Source organism: Comamonas composti DSM 21721 (genome assembly GCF_000429845.1).
Classification (GTDB): domain Bacteria; phylum Pseudomonadota; class Gammaproteobacteria; order Burkholderiales; family Burkholderiaceae_C; genus Comamonas; species Comamonas composti.
Genome location: NZ_AUCQ01000001.1, coordinates 353,599 through 372,475, shown reverse-complemented (window position 1 = coordinate 372,475; position 18,877 = coordinate 353,599). Strand labels below are relative to the sequence as shown.

Annotated in this window: 15 protein-coding genes; 9 read left to right on the top strand and 6 right to left on the bottom strand. The window is 64.1% G+C overall.

The window, feature by feature from the left end:
- The first annotated feature begins 219 nt into the window (after positions 1–219).
- From G486_RS0101605 to G486_RS0101590, 4 genes are all read left to right on the top strand, one after another.
- Positions 220–1,365, top strand: coding sequence for a hemin-degrading factor (locus G486_RS0101605; RefSeq protein WP_051302989.1), 1,146 nt, complete (start codon positions 220–222; stop codon positions 1,363–1,365).
- Positions 1,362–2,249: a heme/hemin ABC transporter substrate-binding protein gene (locus tag G486_RS0101600; protein ID WP_027013953.1), complete on the top strand. Its 888-nt coding sequence runs from the start codon at positions 1,362–1,364 to the stop codon at positions 2,247–2,249. Before G486_RS0101605 ends, G486_RS0101600 begins: the two co-directional genes overlap by 4 nt.
- An 89-nt stretch (positions 2,250–2,338) precedes the next feature.
- A complete protein-coding gene (locus tag G486_RS0101595; RefSeq protein ID WP_027013952.1) occupies positions 2,339–3,364 on the top strand; it encodes a FecCD family ABC transporter permease in 1,026 nt (341 codons plus the stop codon).
- Positions 3,361–4,164 carry a heme ABC transporter ATP-binding protein gene (locus G486_RS0101590; RefSeq protein ID WP_027013951.1) on the top strand — a complete coding sequence of 268 codons (804 nt, stop codon included), beginning with the start codon at positions 3,361–3,363 and terminating at the stop codon, positions 4,162–4,164. Before G486_RS0101595 ends, G486_RS0101590 begins: the two co-directional genes overlap by 4 nt.
- A 244-nt stretch (positions 4,165–4,408) precedes the next feature.
- Here the strand turns inward: G486_RS0101590 and ppsR are convergent, their stop codons facing one another.
- Positions 4,409–5,230: a posphoenolpyruvate synthetase regulatory kinase/phosphorylase PpsR gene (ppsR, locus tag G486_RS0101585; RefSeq protein WP_027013950.1), complete on the bottom strand. Its 822-nt coding sequence runs from the start codon at positions 5,228–5,230 to the stop codon at positions 4,409–4,411.
- Positions 5,231–5,461: 231 nt separating this feature from the next.
- Between ppsR and ppsA the strand changes: the two genes are divergently transcribed.
- The 4 genes from ppsA to G486_RS0101565 all read left to right on the top strand — a co-directional run bounded on the left by ppsA (position 5,462) and on the right by G486_RS0101565 (position 10,955).
- Entirely contained in the window at positions 5,462–7,855 is a 2,394-nt protein-coding gene (gene ppsA / locus G486_RS0101580) for a phosphoenolpyruvate synthase (protein WP_027013949.1), read from the top strand.
- A gap of 40 nt (positions 7,856–7,895) precedes the next feature.
- Positions 7,896–8,213 carry a DUF4212 domain-containing protein gene (locus tag G486_RS0101575; protein ID WP_407059779.1) on the top strand — a complete coding sequence of 106 codons (318 nt, stop codon included), beginning with the start codon at positions 7,896–7,898 and terminating at the stop codon, positions 8,211–8,213.
- On the top strand, positions 8,206–10,266 hold the full coding sequence (locus G486_RS0101570; RefSeq protein WP_027013947.1) for a VC_2705 family sodium/solute symporter: 2,061 nt from the start codon (positions 8,206–8,208) through the stop codon (positions 10,264–10,266). Before G486_RS0101575 ends, G486_RS0101570 begins: the two co-directional genes overlap by 8 nt.
- 173 nt (positions 10,267–10,439) lie before the next feature.
- The gene (locus G486_RS0101565) at positions 10,440–10,955 is read left to right on the top strand and encodes a hypothetical protein (protein WP_027013946.1); all 516 of its coding nucleotides are present in this window, start codon (positions 10,440–10,442) and stop codon (positions 10,953–10,955) included.
- Positions 10,956–10,983: 28 nt separating this feature from the next.
- On the opposite strand, the gene G486_RS0101560 is transcribed toward G486_RS0101565, so the two are convergent.
- Both G486_RS0101560 and G486_RS0101555 read right to left on the bottom strand, forming a co-directional pair.
- Positions 10,984–11,337, bottom strand: a complete 354-nt coding sequence (locus G486_RS0101560) for an FKBP-type peptidyl-prolyl cis-trans isomerase (protein WP_027013945.1) — start codon at positions 11,335–11,337, stop codon at positions 10,984–10,986.
- Positions 11,338–11,432: 95 nt separating this feature from the next.
- Positions 11,433–11,738, bottom strand: a complete 306-nt coding sequence (locus G486_RS0101555; protein WP_027013944.1) for a winged helix-turn-helix transcriptional regulator — start codon at positions 11,736–11,738, stop codon at positions 11,433–11,435.
- A gap of 267 nt (positions 11,739–12,005) precedes the next feature.
- On the opposite strand from G486_RS0101555, the gene G486_RS0101550 reads away from it, so the two are divergent.
- Positions 12,006–13,238, top strand: coding sequence for a CaiB/BaiF CoA transferase family protein (locus G486_RS0101550; protein ID WP_051303009.1), 1,233 nt, complete (start codon positions 12,006–12,008; stop codon positions 13,236–13,238).
- Between the two features lie 3 nt (positions 13,239–13,241).
- Here the strand turns inward: G486_RS0101550 and G486_RS0101545 are convergent, their stop codons facing one another.
- The 3 genes from G486_RS0101545 to rpoD form a co-directional block, all read right to left on the bottom strand.
- Entirely contained in the window at positions 13,242–14,132 is an 891-nt protein-coding gene (locus G486_RS0101545; protein ID WP_027013942.1) for a LysR family transcriptional regulator, read from the bottom strand.
- Between the two features lie 119 nt (positions 14,133–14,251).
- Positions 14,252–15,868, bottom strand: coding sequence for a methyl-accepting chemotaxis protein (locus G486_RS0101540; RefSeq protein WP_027013941.1), 1,617 nt, complete (start codon positions 15,866–15,868; stop codon positions 14,252–14,254).
- A gap of 385 nt (positions 15,869–16,253) precedes the next feature.
- Positions 16,254–18,686, bottom strand: a complete 2,433-nt coding sequence (gene rpoD / locus G486_RS0101535) for an RNA polymerase sigma factor RpoD (RefSeq protein WP_027013940.1) — start codon at positions 18,684–18,686, stop codon at positions 16,254–16,256.
- Positions 18,687–18,877: the final 191 nt, after the last annotated feature.

Genomic DNA, 18,877 nt, shown 5'->3' with positions numbered 1-18,877 from the left:
GGTTCAGCCAGCAATGATGCCGCCCGGGGGCAACACCTCCGCCGCCGCAAGCCAGCTCTTGAAATGTTCGAGCAATGGTTTTCCTTGAGGGCTGCACAGTGCGGCTTCTGGCTTGACAGGGTCTGGTTTTGCGCAAGCCATCCTCATGCGCCGTTCGAACTTTCATGCTTTTCATTTTTTCGCATGCCTGTGGCGGCATGCTGCATGGAAGGTTTTGCAATGACAGCAGCAGTTATCGAAAAGCAGAGCTACGAGAATGTGATTGCGGTCAACGCACCCCAGGTACGCGAGCTTTTTGCGCGCGAGCGACTGGGCGGCTTGCGGGCCAGGGAAGCGGCCCAGGCCCTGGGCTTGCCGGAGGGCGCGGTCATAGGCGCGCATGCGGGAGAGCATGGTGCCAGCTTGCAGGCCAGGCCCCTGCGCCCTGAATGGCTGAGCCTGCTCAAGGCGCTGGAGGCTTGTGGGCCCGTGATGGCCTTGACGCGCAACGAGTCAACGGTGCACGAGAAAACCGGGGTGTATCGGAAGCTGTCGGCCCAGGGGCCGGTTGGCCTGGCCCTGGGGCGCGAGATCGACTTGCGCCTGTTTTTCACCCAGTGGCATGCGGGCTATGCGGTGACCGAGCAATCGGCCGCGCCAGGCAAGACCATGCACAGTCTGCAGTTTTTCAATGCCCAGGGGCTGGCCGTGCACAAGATCTATGCACGTGAGGCCACGGACATGCAGGCCTGGCAGGCCCTGGTCGAGCGCTTTGCCGAGCCCAGCGCCGGCTATGTGTTCCGCCGCACAGTGCCATGCGCCGTGGTCAAGCCTGATGTGGACATTGATGTCGCAGGCTTGCGCAGCGCCTGGGCGGCAATGCAGGACACGCACGAATTCTTCGATCTGCTCAAGCGCTTTGGTGCCGAGCGCCAGCAGGCCTTGCATCTGGTGGAGGGCGACTTCTGCGAGCGCCTCGCGCCTCGGTCCCTGCAGGGGCTGCTTGATGCGGCCGCGCTCGACGCTCTTCCCATCATGGTTTTCGTGGGCAGTCCGGGCTGCATACAGATTCACACGGGGCCGGTGCGCAACATCAAGCCGCTGGCCTTGCCGGGCAAGGGTGAGTGGCTCAATGTGCTGGACGAGGACTTCAGCCTGCACCTGCGCTGCGACCAGATCGACGCGGTCTGGCTGGTGCGCAAGCCCACGGCCGATGGCGTGGTGACTTCGGTCGAGGCGTTTGATGCCCAGGGCGAGCTCATGGCCATGTTTTTTGGTGAGCGCAAGCCCGGCAACCCCGAGCTTGGGGCCTGGCGCCAGTTGGCGGAACAGCTGCCGCGTCTGGAGCCGGCGGGCCAGTCGCGGGAATCCAAGGAGTCGGCATGAGCCATGCGCATCAAAGGCGCGCTGCGCTGCGCTGGATGGGGATGAGCATGGCAGCGGGAGCCATGGCCCGCATGGGTCTGGTCCAGGCCGCAAGCCAAGTCCAGCCTGCGCGGCGCCTGGTATCGCTCAGCGGTGCCCTGACCGAGATGGTGTATCACCTGGGCGCAGAAAGCCTGCTCGTGGGCACGGACACCACCAGCCTCTACCCCGAGGCCGCGCAGAAGACGGCCAAGGTCGGCTATGTTCGCCAGCTCTCGGCCGAGGGTCTGCTTGCGCTCAGGCCGGATGCGGTGATAGGCACCATGGAGGCCGGGCCTGCCGTGGTGCTGGATCAGCTGCGTGCGGCAGGCGTGCGCGTGAGCCTGATCGAAGGGAGCAATGACTGGGCCGAGGTCCAGGCCAAGCTGCAGCTCGTGGGTCGAGAGACCGGGCGTGCGAGCCAGGCCCAGGCCTTGCAGCTCAAGCTGGACAGGCAGTGGCAGCAGGTACAGGAGCGTGTGGCCAGGGCCGGGCGCCAGCCGCGCGCGCTGTTCATGCTTGCGCATGGCGGCACACCTTCGGTTGCGGGCCGGGGCACCAGCGCCCATGCCCTGATCTCGATGGCTGGCGGTGTGAATGCGGGCGCTGCCTTCGAGGGCTACAGGCCGTTGACCGCCGAGGCCATGGCGGCGGCTGCGCCCGATGTGCTCATCAATACCGAGCCAGGGATCGAGGCCATGGGCGGGGAGACGGCGTTCTGGCGTCGCCCCGAGCTGGCCTTGACGCCTGCCTTCGCACGCAAGGCCCTGGTCATGGTCGATGCCGGGCAACTGCTGGGATTCGGGCCGCGCCTGCCAGAGGCCGTGGACCGGCTGCACCGGCAGTTCCAGTCACTCGTTGCATGAACCAGGCACGGGTCCGCAGCCTGAGCGAGTTGCTGGTGCTGGCAGATGTCGTTGTGCCGACAGCCGACTCGAATCTTGCGCGCCCAGGAATGCGTCCTGGCCTGGTGCTGCTGCTGGGCCTGTGTCTGGTGCTCGCGGCGTTGCTGATCGGCATTGCCAGCGGCGCCTATGCGATCGAGCCCCGAAGGCTGCTCATCCTGCTATGGCAGTCCGTGGCGGGTTCAGAGCCTGCAGGGCCCGAGCAACTGGTGCTGCTCCATATTCGCCTGCCGCGCTTGTTGCTGGGCGTGGCCGCGGGGGCCGGCCTGGGCCTTGCGGGCGCCTTGATGCAGGCCTTGTTCCGCAACCCCCTGGCCGATCCCGGACTGATCGGCGTGAGCAGCGGTGCTGCATTGTTTGCTGGCTTGGCCATTGTCCTGGGCGCGGCCTGGGCGCCGTTCCTGCCCAGGGCCCTGGGCAGCTGGCTGCTGGTGCTCATGGCTTTTGGCGGCGGTCTGCTGACCACGGCCCTGGTCTATGGGCTGGGGCGCGGCCGCGAGGGCGCGAACATGGGCCTGATGCTGCTGGCCGGCATTGCCATCAATGCGCTGGCCGGCGCAGGCCTGGGCTTTCTGAGCTTTGTCTCCACCGATGAGCAGTTGCGCAATCTGCAGATGTGGCTGCTGGGCAGCCTGGGTGCGGCGCGCTGGAGTGCCGTGGTCCTGGTCGGTGCGGCCGTGGCCGTGTGCCTGTGCGCGGGCCAGGCGCTTGCGCGCCCGCTGAACGCGATTGCACTGGGCGAGGCCCAGGCCCGTCTTCTGGGCGTGGCCGTGGAGCGCTGCAAGCGCCGCGCCGTGCTCATCGCGGCTTTGGCCGTGGGGGCGGTGACCGCAGCCACGGGCATCATCGGCTTCATCGGCCTCGTAGCCCCGCACTGGGTGCGTCTGGTGGCCGGGCCCGATCATCGCGTGGTGCTGCCGGGATCGGCCCTGCTGGGCGCGGCCCTGGTGGTGGTGGCCGATGCCATGGCGCGAACCCTGGTCAGCCCGGCGGAGCTGCCGCTGGGTGTGCTCACGGCCTTTGTGGGCGTGCCGCTGTTCTTGCTCATGCTGCGTCAGTTCGGGAATCGGGTATGAGTGCCCGCAGCTCTTCGCTGGAGTGCCGGAGCCTGGGCGTGGGGATAGGCATGGGGCCGCGCCTGGCCGTGGTGGATAAGGCCCTGCAGGCGGGGCGCTTCACGGCCATCCTGGGGCCCAATGGTGCGGGCAAGTCCACGCTGATGTCCATGCTGGTGGGGGAGCGCATGCCTCAGTCCGGTGACGTCTGGCTCGACGGCCAGCCGCTGGCCGCGCACGATGGCCAGCAGCTCGCGCGCCGGCGCGCCTTCATGGCCCAGGATTGCAGCGTGGCCTTTGACTTCACGGCGCGCGAGGTCGTCGAACTGGGACGCTACCCGCACCGTCAGCATCCCAGCCCCCAGGAGGAGGTGATCGCACCGCAGGCCATGGCGCTTGCGGGTGTGGCCCATCTGGGTGGGCGCAGCATACGCCAGTTATCGGGAGGAGAAAGGGCGCGCGTCCATCTGGCGCGCGCCCTGGCCCAGGTCTGGGAGCGGCCTGGCGATGAGGATACCTGCTGGCTGTTGCTGGACGAGCCCACGGCGGCCCTGGATCTGGCCCACCAGCACCGCTGCATGGGCTTGCTGCGCCAGCTGGCCGAGCGCCAGGGCCTGGGCGTGGTGGCCGTGATCCATGATCTGAATCTCGCGCTGCGCTATGCGCACGAGGTCTTGCTGCTGGGGGCGCAAAGCCTGTGCGGTCCCGTGGCCCAGGTGCTCACGCCTCAGGCCATAGAGCGTGTCTGGGGTGTGACCTGCACCCCCGTCACTGCCGAAGACGGTGTGCAGCAATACCTGTTTGCCAATAAAAATGAATGAAAATAGGCTTTAGCCCTTATGGGGAGCGCGCTATAAGCTATCTTTTTTGATGTTTTTTCGGCGCTGCGCAGCCAATCGGCGCGTCAGCGCCTCAGGGTGAAAGCCAGGCGGATAGCGGATCCACTTGGCGCGGCCCAAGGCCAGGGACAGCAAGCAAGGGCCGCCCCGCCGCGAGGCTGTCGTCCCCCTCCCGCGAAGCGAGAGAGGGGGAAGGCGCGTCAGCGCCTCAGGGGGTGCTTGATTCTCAATGCCCCAGATGCTGGGGCAGCACTTCCTGCAGGATGGTGGTGGCGATCTCCTCGATCGACTTGGTCGTGCTTGACAGCCACTGAATGCCACTGCGGCGCATCATGGACTCGGCCTCGGCCACTTCGTTGCGGCAGTTCTCAAGACTTGCATAGCGCGAGTCGGGGCGGCGCTCGTTGCGTATGCTGGACAGGCGCAGGGGGTCGATGGTCAGACCGAACAGCTTCTTGCGGTAGGGCACCAGCGCCGGAGGCAGTTGCTTGCGGTCGAAGTCCTCGGGGATCAGGGGGTAGTTGGCGACCTTGAGCCCGAACTGCATGGCCAGGTACAGGCTGGTCGGCGTCTTGCCGCTGCGCGAGACGCCGACCAGGATCACGTCGGCGCCGCTGAGGTCGGTATTCGTCTGGCCGTCGTCATGGGCCAGCGTGTAGTTGATGGCCTCCATGCGCTCCAGGTACTCCTTGCTCTCGCTGATGTCGGCGAAGCGGCCCACGCGATGCAGGGATTTCTGGCCCAGCTCCTGTTCCAGCGGGCGCACGAAGGTGCCGAACATGTCGAACACCTTGCCCTTGCACTCGGCCTCGATCATGTCCAGCACATCCTGGTTCACCAGGGTGGTGAAGACGATGGGCTTGTGGCTTTCGACCTCGGCCACATGGTTGATCTGGCGCACGGCCTGATGGGCCTTGTCCATGCTGTCCACGAAGGGGATGCGTACCAGGCGGGGCTTGGTGTCGAACTGGGCCATGATGGCCGTGCCAAAGGTCTCGGCCGTAATACCTGTGCCGTCGGAGATCACGAAAATCGTATGGGTATGCATGGTGAACGGGCACTGCGGCCCTGGTGGCAAAGCAGAACAAGGCAGGCGCCCCGGGCCAGGTGGCCGGCATGCGCCTACAATGGCGCCCATTATTCACAATTTCCCGCCCATGCTTGTTGCCGGCCTCCAACCAGAACAGCAAAGCCTCGCGCCAACCCGCGTGGGCGGATTCGTCGTGCCCGACTTCTGCGGCAACGGCGGACAACGGTTTTCTAACTTTGGAGCTTTCCCATGTCTCAACTCTTTGAGGCGACCGCCCTGGTCGTGGCGTTTGAAAAACTGAGAATGACGGACGTCGAGTCCGTTGGCGGCAAGAACGCCTCGCTCGGTGAAATGATTTCCCAGTTGCCCCAGGGCGTGCGCGTGCCCACGGGCTTTGCGACCACGGCCCATGCCTTCCGCGAATTCCTCGCGCACGACGGCCTGGCCGGCAAGATCAGCGCCAAGCTCGCGGCTCTGGACGTGGACGACGTGCGCGAGCTCGCCCGCGTGGGGGCCGAGATCCGTGCCCTGGTCGAGAACCAGCCTTTCCCTGCCGATCTCGAAAAAGCCATTCGCGAGGAATTCGTGCGCCTGCAGGGTGGCAATGAAGCGGCCTCGTTTGCCGTGCGCTCCTCGGCCACCGCAGAAGACCTGCCCGACGCCTCGTTCGCAGGCCAGCAGGAAACCTTCCTCAACGTGGTGGGCATCGAGGACGTGCTGCACAAGATGAAGGAAGTGTTCGCCTCGCTCTACAACGACCGCGCCATCTCCTACCGCGTGCACAAGGGCTTCGAGCACGACGTGGTGGCCCTGTCCGCCGGCGTGCAGCGCATGGTGCGCTCCGACCTGGGCGCGGCCGGTGTGATGTTCACCATCGACACCGAATCGGGCTTTGAAGAAGTGGTCTTCATCACCTCCAGCTATGGCCTGGGCGAGACCGTGGTGCAGGGCGCCGTCAACCCCGACGAGTTCTATGTGCACAAGCCCATGCTCAAGGCCGGCAAGAAGGCCTTGATCCGCCGCAACCTGGGCTCCAAGCTGATCCAGATGGTGTTTGCCACGCCTGAGGAAAAGGCCGCCGACGGCAAGCTGGTCAAGACCACCGATGTGGCCCATGAGCTGCGCAACCGCTATTCGCTGAGCGACGAGGATGTGCAGCAACTGGCCCACTATGCGCTGGTGATCGAGCAGCACTACGGCCGTCCCATGGACATCGAGTGGGGCAAGGACGGCACGGACGGCCAGCTCTACATCCTGCAGGCTCGCCCCGAAACCGTGAAGAGCCAGGCCAAGGGCCAGGCCGAGCAGCGCTATGCGCTCAAGGGTACGGGCACGGTGCTGGCCGAGGGCCGCGCCATCGGTCAGAAGATCGGTACCGGCCCCGTGCGTCTGGTCAGCGATATCTCGCAGATGGACCAGGTGCAGGCCGGCGACGTGCTGGTCACCGACATGACCGACCCCAACTGGGAGCCGGTGATGAAGAAGGCTGCGGCCATCGTCACCAACCGTGGCGGCCGTACCTGCCACGCGGCCATCATTGCGCGCGAGCTCGGCATTCCCGCCGTGGTCGGCTGCGGTGACGCCACCGAGCTGCTGAAGAACGGCACCCTGGTGACCGTGTCCTGCGCCGAAGGCGATACCGGCAGGATCTACGACGGCCTCATCGAGACCGAGGTCACCGAGGTGCAGCGCGGCGAGATGCCGGCCATCAAGACCAAGATCATGATGAACGTGGGCAACCCCCAGCTGGCCTTCGACTTTGCCCAATTGCCCAACGAGGGCGTGGGCCTGGCGCGTCTGGAGTTCATCATCAACAACAACATCGGCGTGCACCCCAAGGCCATCCTGGACTACCCGGCTGTGGACGCCGACCTCAAGAAGGCTGTGGAATCCGTGGCCCGTGGACATGCATCGCCGCGCGCCTTCTATGTGGACAAGGTGGCCGAAGGTGTGGCCACGATTGCTGCGGCTTTCTATCCCAAGCCCGTGATCGTGCGCATGTCGGACTTCAAGTCCAACGAATACCGCAAGCTCATCGGCGGCAGCCGCTACGAGCCCGAGGAGGAAAACCCCATGCTGGGCTTCCGCGGTGCGGCGCGCTACATCTCCGAGGACTTCGGCGAGGCCTTCCGCATGGAGTGCGAGGCGCTCAAGCGCGTGCGCGAGGACATGGGTCTGACCAACGTCAAGATCATGATCCCCTTCGTGCGTACCCTGGGTCAGGCCAAGCGCGTGACCGAACTGTTGGCGGCCAACGGCCTCAAGCGCGGCGAGAACAGCCTGGAGCTGATCATGATGTGCGAAGTGCCCTCCAACGCCATCCTGGCCGACGAGTTCCTCGAGTACTTCGACGGCTTCTCCATCGGCTCCAACGACCTGACCCAGCTGACCCTGGGCCTGGACCGCGACTCGGGCCTGGAGTTGCTGGCAGCCGACTTCGACGAGCGCGATCCTGCGGTCAAGAAGATGCTGGAGCGTGCCATCTCCGCCTGCCTGGCGCAGAACAAGTACGTGGGCATCTGCGGCCAGGGCCCTTCGGACCATCCCGACTTTGCGCAGTGGCTGTCCGACCAGGGCATTGCCTCCATCTCGCTGAACCCCGACAGCGTGGTTGCCACCTGGCAGCGTCTGGCGGCGGGCTGAGCATCCGGGCCGGCTCGTCATGCACCAGGATCCCGGATACTTGCATGACGATGGCCCGGATCCCGGGGGACAGGGCTTTCCCCCGGATTTCCACGATGCCGGCCACCTGAGGCTCAAGGCCGCTTTGCTCGCGGTCTGGGCTCTGGCATCGTTTGGCGTGGTCTATTTTGCGCGCGATCTGCAGTCGCTCATGCCCGACTGGCCCCTGGCCTACTGGCTTGCGGCGCAAGGCTCGGTGCTGATGTTTCTGGTGGTCCTGATCGTCTACTGTCTGGCCATGAGTCATCTGGAGCGCCGTGGGGCACGCTCCGGCACAGCGCCCAGCCATGGCGCGCAGCAGCCCCCACCGCATGACTGAGTCCCGCTCGCGCGCCTGGCGGCGCCATCGCGGCATGGGCTTTTACATGCTGGGCGTGCTGGGCTTTCTGGCCCTCATGCTGTGGGCCGAACAGCAAGGCCTTTCGCGCCACTGGATCGGCCCGATCTTTCTGTTCTTCACCGTCATGGTCTATGCGGCCATAGGCGTTTATCTGCGCACCAGCAGTCCCGACGAATACTACGTGGCCGGGCGCAACATCCCGCCCGTCTACAACGGCATGGCGGCAGCGGCCGACTGGATGAGCGCGGCCTCGTTCATCAGCCTCTCGGGCGCGCTGTATCTGCAGGGATTTGCGGGCCTGCCCGGCCATGCGGGCGGCCTGGCCTATCTGCTGGGCTGGACCGGCGGCTTCTGCCTGGTGGGCATGCTGATCGCGCCGCATCTGCGCGCCATGAATCTCTACACCATTCCGGACTTCTTCCAGGTCCGGTTCGGCGGGCGCTGGCCGCGCGTGATTGCGGCGCTGGCGGCGATCATGTGCTCCTTCACCTATGTGGTGGCGCAGATCTACGGCGTGGGCCTGATCGCCTCGCGGCTCACGGGCGTGCAGTTCGAGATCGGCATCATGCTGGGCCTGGGCGGCGTGCTGCTGTGCTCGTTTCTGGGCGGCATGCGCGCCATCACCTGGACCCAGGTGGCCCAGTATGTGGTGCTGCTGCTGGCGTTTCTGATCCCTGTCTCCTGGCTGGCCTACAAGCAGCTGGGCAACCCGCTGGCGTCGGTGGTCTATACCCAGCAGCTCGGCAAGATCGCCCAGCTTGAGCAGCAGTTGCAGCAGTCCCCGGCCGAGCAGGAGGTGCAGGCCGCCTACCGCGCGCGCGCCCAGGTGCTGGAGGCCAGGCTGGGCGACGTGCAGCGCAGCCTGGAGGCCGAGCGCCAGGCCTTGATGGAGCGCATACGCGGGCTGCGCACCAGCAGCGGCGACATAGGCGCCATCATGGCCGCGAGCCGCGAGCTCGCGAGCCTGCCGCGCGACGAGGCCTCGGCGCGCGAGCGCTGGACCCAGCAGTTGCAGGAGGTGTGCGATCGCATGCAGCCCCTGGCCGGCATGCCCTTGCACAGCCATCCGTTTGCGGGCGATCCCGATGGCGGGCCCGAGGAAAAGCAGGCATTCGAGAGCAGCCGGCGCAATTTTCTGGCCCTGATGTTCTGCCTCATGGTGGGCACGGCGGGCCTGCCGCATCTGCTCACGCGCTACTACACCGTGCCCTCGGTCTCGGCTGCGCGCGCCTCCGTGGGCTGGACGCTGTTCTTCGTGGGCCTGCTGTATCTGAGCGCGCCGGCGCTTGCGGCCCTGGTCAAGTACGAGGTCATGAGCACCCTGGTGGGCACGCGCTTCGACGAGCTGCCCAACTGGATCGCCCAGTGGTCGCGCGTGGAGGCCGGGCTTTTGTCCGTGGAGGACGTGAACGGCGACGGCATCCTGCAGTTTGGCGAGATCCGCATGGGGGCCGACCTGATCATGCTGGTCACGCCCGAGCTCGGCGGCATGCCGTATGTGGTCTCGGGCCTGGTCGCTGCAGGCGGCCTGGCCGCAGCCCTGTCCACGGCCGACGGCCTGCTGCTGACCATCAGCAATGCACTCGTGCGCGATCTTTATTTTCGTGAGCGCCGGCGCCGAGCCTCGCCCGAGCAGCGCGTGATTCTCTCCAAGTTTGCGCTGCTGGTCGTGGCCTTGTCGGCAGCCTTCGTGGCCTCGCTGCGTTCATCGGACATCCTGCCCATGGTCTCGGCCTCGTTCTCCATTGCGGCCTCGGCCTTTGTGCCGGCCATGGTGCTGGGCATCTTCTGGCGCGGCACCACGCGGCAAGGCGTTGTGGCCGGCATGCTCGCGGGCCTGGGGGTCACGCTCTACTACATGCTGTCCCATGTCGCGGGGCTGCAGGCTGCGCTGCCCGGGTTTTTGCGCAGCGGCCTGTGGTGGGACATACAGCCGATCTCGGCCGGGGTCTTTGGCGTACCCCTAGGCCTGCTTGTGACCTGGCTGGTGAGCTGCCTGGGGAAGTCTGCACGCGACTATCTAAAAGAGTAGCGCCTACCGCTTGCCATATAAGGATTTCAAGACGATTTAGTAATGAAATCGTTATGTATCAAGCGCAAGCCGCTATGGTCTTGATAGAGACTGACCTGCGGAAAACCCGATTGGGCCCAGGCCCTGACCATGGCAGTCTCTAGGCCTCAAGCGACTCCTGTGGATCTGGGTTTATGTATTTCATGAAGACGCCGGCTGGGCAGCAGGCCTTCCAGCAGCGGCATGCGGATCTTTCTCCGCGACTGCGATCGGCCTTTTTGCTGTTCAACGGCGAGCGCAGCCTGGCCCAGGTGCTTGAGTCCGTGACCGGCATGGGCGTGACGCGGGACGAGATCATGGGCCTGGTGGAACGCGCCTGGCTGGCGCCGCGCGATGCCCAGCGCGACAGCGGCACGCCCGAAGGGGCCGAGGCCCGGCCCGAGCAGGAAAAGACCCAGGCCCGACCCGGCCGCGCAGGGCCGCTGGATGCGGCCCAGGCCGCAAAACGCTATGCCAGCGCCTATCCGCTGGCGGTTTCCCTGACGGGGGCGCTGGGGCTCAAGGGCTTCAGGCTGAATCTGGCCGTGGAGGCGGCCGTGGGCTACGAGCAGCTCGCCGCCCTGGCACCGCGCATACGCGATGCGGTCTCACCCGAGCTCTATGCGCCGCTGCACAAGGCCTTGTTCGAGGAGCAGGAGGGCGGCAAGTGAGCTGGCTCAGCCTCTTGCCGGCAGCGCATCAGACGCCCAGCAACTCCACATCGAACTTGAGCGTTGCATTCGGCGGAATCACGCCGCCTGCACCGCGCGCGCCATAGCCGAGCTCGGCGGGGATGATCAGCGTGCGCTGGCCGCCGACCTTCATGCCCTGCACGCCTTCGTCCCAGCCCTTGATGACCATGCCTGCGCCCAGGGGGAACACAAAGGGATCGTTGCGGTCGCGGCTGGAGTCGAACTTGGCGCCTTGCACGCCGCTTTCATAGAGCCAGCCCGTGTAGTGCACGGTGACTTGCTGGCCGCGCTGGGCTTCGGCGCCTTCGCCTACGGTCGTGTCTTCGTATTGCAGGCCCGAGGCCGTGGTCGTGAAAGCCATGTGAGTCATCCTTGAAATCGAAAGAGGATAAGAAAAAGGGCCTGACGGGAATGGCCCCGTGGCCCTGCGGTGGATGCTGGCTTGTCGGCCGGCGCCTATTTCTTGGCGCGTGCCGTAGCCCAGCGGTTGGCAAAAGCCTGTACGTCGGACAGGCGCTTGAGCAGGTCCTGGCCTGACAAGGTGACGGTATAGCCGTCCGAGCCATGCTCCAGCAGACCGCACTCGCGCAGCTCCTTGATGCGCGTGTTCAGCGTATTCGGCGTGATGCCGCCCACGCTGTCCTGCAGCAGGCGAAAAGTCTGTGGATGACCATCGCGCAAGGCCCAGAGCACGCGCAGCGCGTAACGGCATTCGAGCTTTTCGAACAACTGGTTGATGGCGGCGTTTTCCTTGGAGCTCATGGACGCTTCTCCTTGCGCAATAGTGTTTGTTGAGCTTGTGCGTTTGGCCAAACGCACAAAGCCAAGTCTCGAAGACTATAGCCTGTGATCCATTTTGCTACAAGTTTCGTAGCTCAAAATCCATGACGGCAACGCCTTGGGGTTTGCCGTGAGTGAAAAAATGAGGAAGTGTTGCAGACCGGCCACGCTCCGCAGTGACGAGCACTGCCATGGCCAGAAGGCATGGCAGCGGCCGGGCCGGGAGACCTGATGGCCGAGAATGCAGGCATGAATGCAATCGAGGAAAAAGAGGGCGCCGAGACTGTTGCCAGATCGGCGGCGCTGCCGCTTGCGGGTCTGCGCGTGGTCGAGTTTTCACACATGGTCATGGGGCCTACCTGCGGCATGGTGCTGGCCGACCTCGGGGCCGAAGTCATCAAGGTCGAGCCCGTGGACGGCGACCGCACGCGCCACCTGCTGGGTGCGGGCGCGGGTTTTTTCCCCATGTTCAACCGCAACAAGAAGAGCATGGGCCTGGATCTGCGCTCGGCCCCGGGGCTGGCGGCCGCGATACGTCTGGCGGCTTCGGCCGATGTGGTACTGCAAAACTTCAAGCCTGGCGTGATGAAGAAGTACGGGCTGGACTACCGGGCCTTGTCGCGCCTCAATCCGGCCCTGGTCTATGTGAACCATGCGGGCTTTCTGCCCGGACCCTACGAGCATCGCACGGCGCTGGACGAGGTCGTGCAGATGATGGGCGGCCTGGCCTATATGACGGGGCGCTCGGGCGATCCGCTGCGCGCGGGCTCCAGCGTCAACGACATCATGGGCGGCATGTTCGGCGCCATAGGCGCCATGGCAGCGCTGATGCAGCGCCAGAGCACGGGTTGTGGCCAGGAGGTGGATGCGGCGCTGTTCGAGAACAACGTGTTTCTTGTGGGCCAGCACATGATGCAGTATGCGGTCACGGGCCAGCCTGCTGCACCCATGCCCGAGCGCATCTCGGCCTGGGCGGTGTATGACGTTTTCAGCGTCAGGGATGGCGAGCAGATCTTTCTGGCCGCAGTCAGCGATGCGCAGTGGCACAGCCTGTGCCAGGCCCTGGGCTTTGACGACCTGCTCGCCGATCCGCAGCTTGCCAGCAATAACGACCGCGTGCGCGCCAGGCCCAGACTCATGCCCGAGTTGCGCGCGCGTCTGGCGGACCGGGAGGCCGCCGAGCTGGCGGAAATCTTCGAACGCCATGGCCTGCCCCATGCGTCCATCATGCGGCCCGAGCAGTTGTTTGATGATCCGCATCTGAATGCGACGGGCGGGCTCGCAGAAATCACGCTGACCGACGGTGAGCGCGCGGGGGAGAAGGTGCGAACCACCTTGCTGCCCCTGAGGCTGGGCGGCCAGCGTCCGGGTGTACGCATGAACCCGCCGAACCTGGGCGAGCACACTCAAGAGTTGCTGCTGGGCCTGGGCTATGCCGAGCAGGAGATACAGGCAATGCAGCAAGAGGGTGCTGTCGTGTGAGGATCAGGGCGGCGGCTCATGGGCCTGCCCTGCCAGGGCCAGCCAGGCCTGGGCAGCCTGGCCTGGCCTGCTGCCACGCGGCCAGGTCAGGGAGTAATGCCACAGAAGAGGAAGGTCTTGCACTTCGAGGCTTAGCAGCTGCGGGTGCGGATGGCGCTGCATGAAGGAGCGCGGCTGCAGCGAGAACCCCTGACGGGCGGCAAGCATCTCAAGCAAATAATCGCTGGCCCCGGGGCTGACAAGCATCACATGCGGGTGCAGTCCCGCATGGGCGCAGGCCTGGAGCAGGCTGGCATTGAGGCTGCGGCACTGCTCGAACAGCAGCAGCCGCCAGGGGGCCAGCGCCCGGGCCGCAAGGCCTTGCGGGAGCGGGCCCAGCAGGCTCTCGTGAAGGACGGCAACCACCGGCTCGGTGTGCAGCAGACGGGTGTCGGGATCTGTGGCATGGGTGGTGATGACCAGGGCCAGGTCCAGACTTCCCTGATGGATTTGCTCCTCAAGCACATCAGGCGGCAGCAGGCTGACACTCAGCTCGATGCCCGGGTAGCTTTGCTGGAAGCGGGTCAGCATTTTCACGCAAAGCGAACTGGCGCCCAGGCATGGAAAGCCCAGGCGAAGAGAGCCATGCCGCAGTTCGCGCAACTGGTCGAGCTCTGCCTGCAAGCCAGAGACCTCATCCATGATGCGCCGGGCCCGCTGCAGCAGTATCAGACCCGCAGGTGTCAGACCCTTGGCGGGGCCGCCGCGAACCATGAGAGGCAGGCCCAACTCCCGCTCCAAGGCCTTCAAGGCCTTGCTGACGGTGGATGGGGTGGTGCAAAAAGCCTTGGCAGCCAGCGTGAAGCTGACCTGCTCGGCTGCTGTTGCGAAGAGGCGTAGGGTCTTGAGATCCATGAGCTTGAGGCAGAAGCCGAGCCCGGGCGTATGGATGCATGGTCGCTGTTGCAACGCGCCTTAACGGCCCTGGCTGCAGGTACCAATGTCGGGGCTGAAGAGAGGAGCATGACCGAGCTTCACGGCCCTGCGTCTGGCCGGCCCGTGAAGCTTACGGCAGCAAGGGCATCGTGACCAGGCAGGCGAAATTGCGACACTATCTGCATCAGGGCCTCTGCTTTTTGGTGCAGGCTTTCTGCAGCCGAGGCGCGCTCCTCGACGAGGGCTGCATTTTGCTGGGTGGTTTGATCCAGCTCCTGCATGGCATTGCCCACCTGATGAATGCCGCTGGCCTGATGAAGGCTGGCCTCGCTGATCTGGGTGATGAAGTTTGCAACCTGGGTGATCTGCGTCACAAGGTCTCGGATGGTGTGCTGGGTCTGTCCCACATGGGTGTTGCCCATGCCTACATGCCTGATGCCTGTCTCTATCAGGGCCTTGACCTCCTTGGCTGCGGCGGCACAGCGCTGTGCGAGGTTGCGGACCTCCGAGGCAACCACGGCAAAGCCTCGACCCTGTTCGCCTGCGCGGGCAGCCTCCACGGCCGCATTGAGTGCCAGGAGGTTGGTCTGGAAGGCGATGTCGTTGATGACGGAGATGATGTCGGCCATGCGCTCGGAGCTGTCCTGAATGCCGCTCATGGTGTTCACGACGGAGCCGACAGCGGTTGCGCTGAGGCTGGCGACTTCGGATGCTTGATGGGCCAGCTGCTGAGCCTGCTTCGCGGAATCGGCATTTTGCTGAACGGTGGAGGTGAGCTCTTCCATGGACGCTGAGGTCTCCTGGAGACTGCTGGCCTGCTCTTCGGTGCGCAGGCTCAGTTGGGCGTTGTCGTTGGCGATCTGCGCAGCCTCGGTGGCAATCCCTGCGGAGGCGGAGCGCACATCGCCCACAATCCTCACAAGGCTTGCATTCATGCTGCCAAGCGCCGAAAGCAGGCGGCCGGCTTCATCCTTTCTGACCACGGTGATCTGGGTGCTGAGGTCGCCTGCAGCAACTGTCTCGGCGATATGCACGGCCTGACGCAGCGGCGCCGTGATGGAGCGTGTGAGCAGCCAGCCGAGCAAGATTGACAAGAGGGTGCAAGCGCCGCCGGCACTCACGACAAGCACCATTCCCAGGCGCACCTGGTTTTCGGCGAAGTCGCTGGCACTGCTGGTCAGGTCTTCCTCGAACTTGATCAGCCGGTTCATGCCATCCACATAGGCCTGCTGATGCAGGCGCAGATCGCCTTCGAGCAGGCGGCGCGCCTGAGCGCCCTCTCCTTGTCCTAGAAGCTCGAGCAGGTGATTCAGGGTGTGAACATAGATGTCGCGCTGCTGCAGCAGTTCGTGCATCAGCTTCTGGCCTGTCGGAGCGTGGATGGTCAGACTCAGGCGCGTATACATCGGCTCGATGGTGGTGTAGCTGTCCTCTATGCCTTTGAGGTCCTGCTGGTGCTGGATGGGATCATCAAAAATGAACAGATTGCGCACCAGCAGTCCCTGCTTTCCGACTTCCGAAGCAATCTGGTGCAAGGTGTGGACCTTGATGTAGTAGTCCTGGGTCACCAGATGCAGGGACGCAGTGACCTTGATCAGGGCAAGCACTGCGAGCACCGTGACGATGGCCGACAGGGCGATCGTGAGCGCAAAGGCCAGGCCTATGCGAAGCCCTATGTGCAGATTCCCGAAGCCTGAAGAACGAGGCAATGACATGCTCAGGCAGGCTCCATATGGCGTGTTTTCCTGTGTTCCTGGCCTGTTGGCCGCAGATCTGGAAGCCGTAGCCGTGCCGGGCAGGGATGGGCCGCAAGCGAGCGCATGATGGGCTGGTTGATCTTCGGGAAGTCGTGCTAGTCCTCAGAGCGTGTTCACGATCTCTACGCAGGCGCGCCGTGAGGAGATCGTGAACACGCTCTGAGTCTAAGAAGACTGCCTGGCGAGGGAAAGCGAAACGTGCGCAACAGGGGAATGCGTTTTTGGAAACAAGACTCGCCGGCGGACATGGGGCAGTCGGCAATATGTCTGGGAGTGGCCCGGCGACAAAAAAGGCCTGCCCCGGATCCGGGACAGGCCTTGATGGCAAAAGACCGAGGCTGGGTTACAGCGAGTCGATAAAGCTGCGCAGCTTGTCGGAGCGGCTGGGGTGCTTGAGCTTGCGCAGCGCCTTGGCTTCGATCTGGCGGATGCGTTCGCGCGTCACGTCGAACTGCTTGCCCACTTCTTCCAATGTATGGTCAGTGGACATTTCAATGCCGAAGCGCATGCGCAGCACCTTGGCTTCACGCGGGGTCAGGCCGTCGAGAATGTCCTTGACCACATCGCGCAGGCCGGCCTGCATGGCGGCTTCCACCGGAGCGGTGTTGTTCGTGTCCTCGATAAAGTCGCCCAGGTGGGAGTCGTCGTCGTCGCCGATGGGGGTTTCCATCGAGATCGGCTCCTTGGCGATCTTCATGATCTTGCGGATCTTGTCCTCGGGGATCTCCATCTTGGCCGCCAGGATGGAGGCATCGGGCTCGAAACCAAACTCCTGCAAGTGCTGGCGCGAGATGCGGTTCATCTTGTTGATGGTCTCGATCATGTGCACCGGAATACGGATGGTGCGTGCCTGGTCCGCAATCGAGCGGGTGATGGCCTGGCGAATCCACCAGGTGGCATAGGTCGAGAACTTGTAGCCGCGGCGGTATTCGAACTTGTCCACGGCCTTCATCAAGCCGATATTGCCTTCCTGGATCAGGTCTAGGAACTGCAGGCCTCGGTTGGTGTACTTCTTGGCAATCGAGATCACCAGGCGCAGGTTGGCCTCGATCATCTCCTTCTTGGCATTGCGGCTGGAACGCTCGCCGTCGTTCATGCGCTTGTTGATGCGCTTGAGCTCGTCCAGCGGCACCACCACACGAGACTGCAGGTCGATCAGGCCTTGCTGCAGCTCCTGCACGGGCGGGATGTTGCGCTCGAGAACGGCGCTGTACGGCTTGCCTGCGGCAGCATGCTGCTCCACCCATTTAAGGTTCAGTAGATTGGGCGGGAACTGCTCGACGAACATCTGCTGGGACATGCCGCACTTGTCGACGATGATCTTGCGCAGCTCGCGCTCCTTCTTGCGCACATCGTCCACCTGGGCGCGCACCAGATCGCACAGCTTCTCGATGGTCTTGGCCGTGAAGCGGATGGTCATCAGCTCCTCGGTCAGGGATTTCTGTACCTTGGCATACGAGGCCGAGCCGTAGCCCTCCTTGTCGTAGAGCTTGTGCAGGCGCTCGAACATGTCGCGCATGTTGTCGAAGCGGCGCAGGGACTCGTTCTTGAGCTCTTCGAGCTTTTTGGTCAGCGCCTTGGAGCCGCCCTTTCCATCGTCGTCGTCCTCTTCGTCGTATTCGTCGAAGTCTTCCTCGGCCACGTAGTCATCGTTTTCGTTGGCGTTCACAAAGCCGTCAACGATGGTGGAGATCACGACCTTGCCCTCGCGAATCTCTTCGGCCATGGAGAGAATCTCGGCAATGGTGGCAGGAGAGCCGGAGATGGCCTCCATCATGTCCATCAGGCCGCCTTCGATGCGCTTGGCGATTTCGATTTCGCCTTCGCGCGTCAGCAGCTCCACCGTGCCCATTTCACGCATGTACATGCGCACGGGGTCGGTGGTGCGGCCGAATTCCGAGTCCACGGTGGACAGGGCGGCCTCGGCTTCTTCCTCGGCCTCTTCCACCGTGGTGGCCGTGGGCGTCACGTTGTTCTGGAACAGGGTTTCCGCGTCGGGCGTCTGCTCGTACACGGCCACACCCATGTCGTTGAGCATGGAGATCACGACTTCCAGCGTTTCGGCATCGATCAGCTTGTCGGGCAAGTGGTCGTTGATTTCGCTGTGGGTCAGGTAGCCGCGCGTCTTGCCCAGCGTGATCAGCGCCTTCAGGCGCTGACGGCGGGTGTTCATTTCCTCTTCGGTCAGGACGGTTTCGTCCAGGCCGAATTCCTTCATCAAGGCACGCTCCTTGGCCTTGCTGATCTTCATACGCAGCGGCTTGACCTTTTCGACAGGAGCAGCTTCGACCTCGACTTCTGCCTCGACTTCAACCTCGGTCTCGACGTCGGTATCGATCTCCCCGTCAAAGTCCGAATCCATGTCCGACATCTCGTCGTCCATGTCCTCGCCTTCCTTGGCTTTTGGTTTGCGGCCACGCTTGGCTGCAGGCTTGCTCGCGGCAGCACTCTTGGCGGGAGCCTTTTTGGCAGCAGGGGCTTTCTTGGCTGCAGGGGCCTTCTTGGCGGCTACAGTCTTTTTGGCAGGCGCTTCGCCTGCGGCGTCTTCGCTTTCAGCGGCTTTCTTGCGGCTGCGCTTGGGGGCGGCTGCAGCGAGCAGCTCGTCGGCCATGGCTTTGAGTTCGGCTTGTGATTTGGTTGCCACTATCGTGTCTTTCCTGGCTTTGGTCGCGGTGGCGACGCTCTTCGCGGCTGTCGCAGAAGAGCTGGTAGAAATCTTGGACTTGGCCGCGCTTTCAAGGGCTTGCTTGGACTTCACGGACTTTGATTGGGGCATGAACACCTCTCGCTCAAAAGCAGACGCACGCAAAGGAAAATCAAACAGGCGCCATAAAAGCCGGCGCGCGAGCATGCAGGTTGAAAGCATGCATGCTCGGGAGCGAAAACGCTCCAAGGCAAGATGTCTGGGCGAACATTTGGTATGCAGTCCTTGCGGAATATTGGGCCATGCACTTGCTGCGAATCACG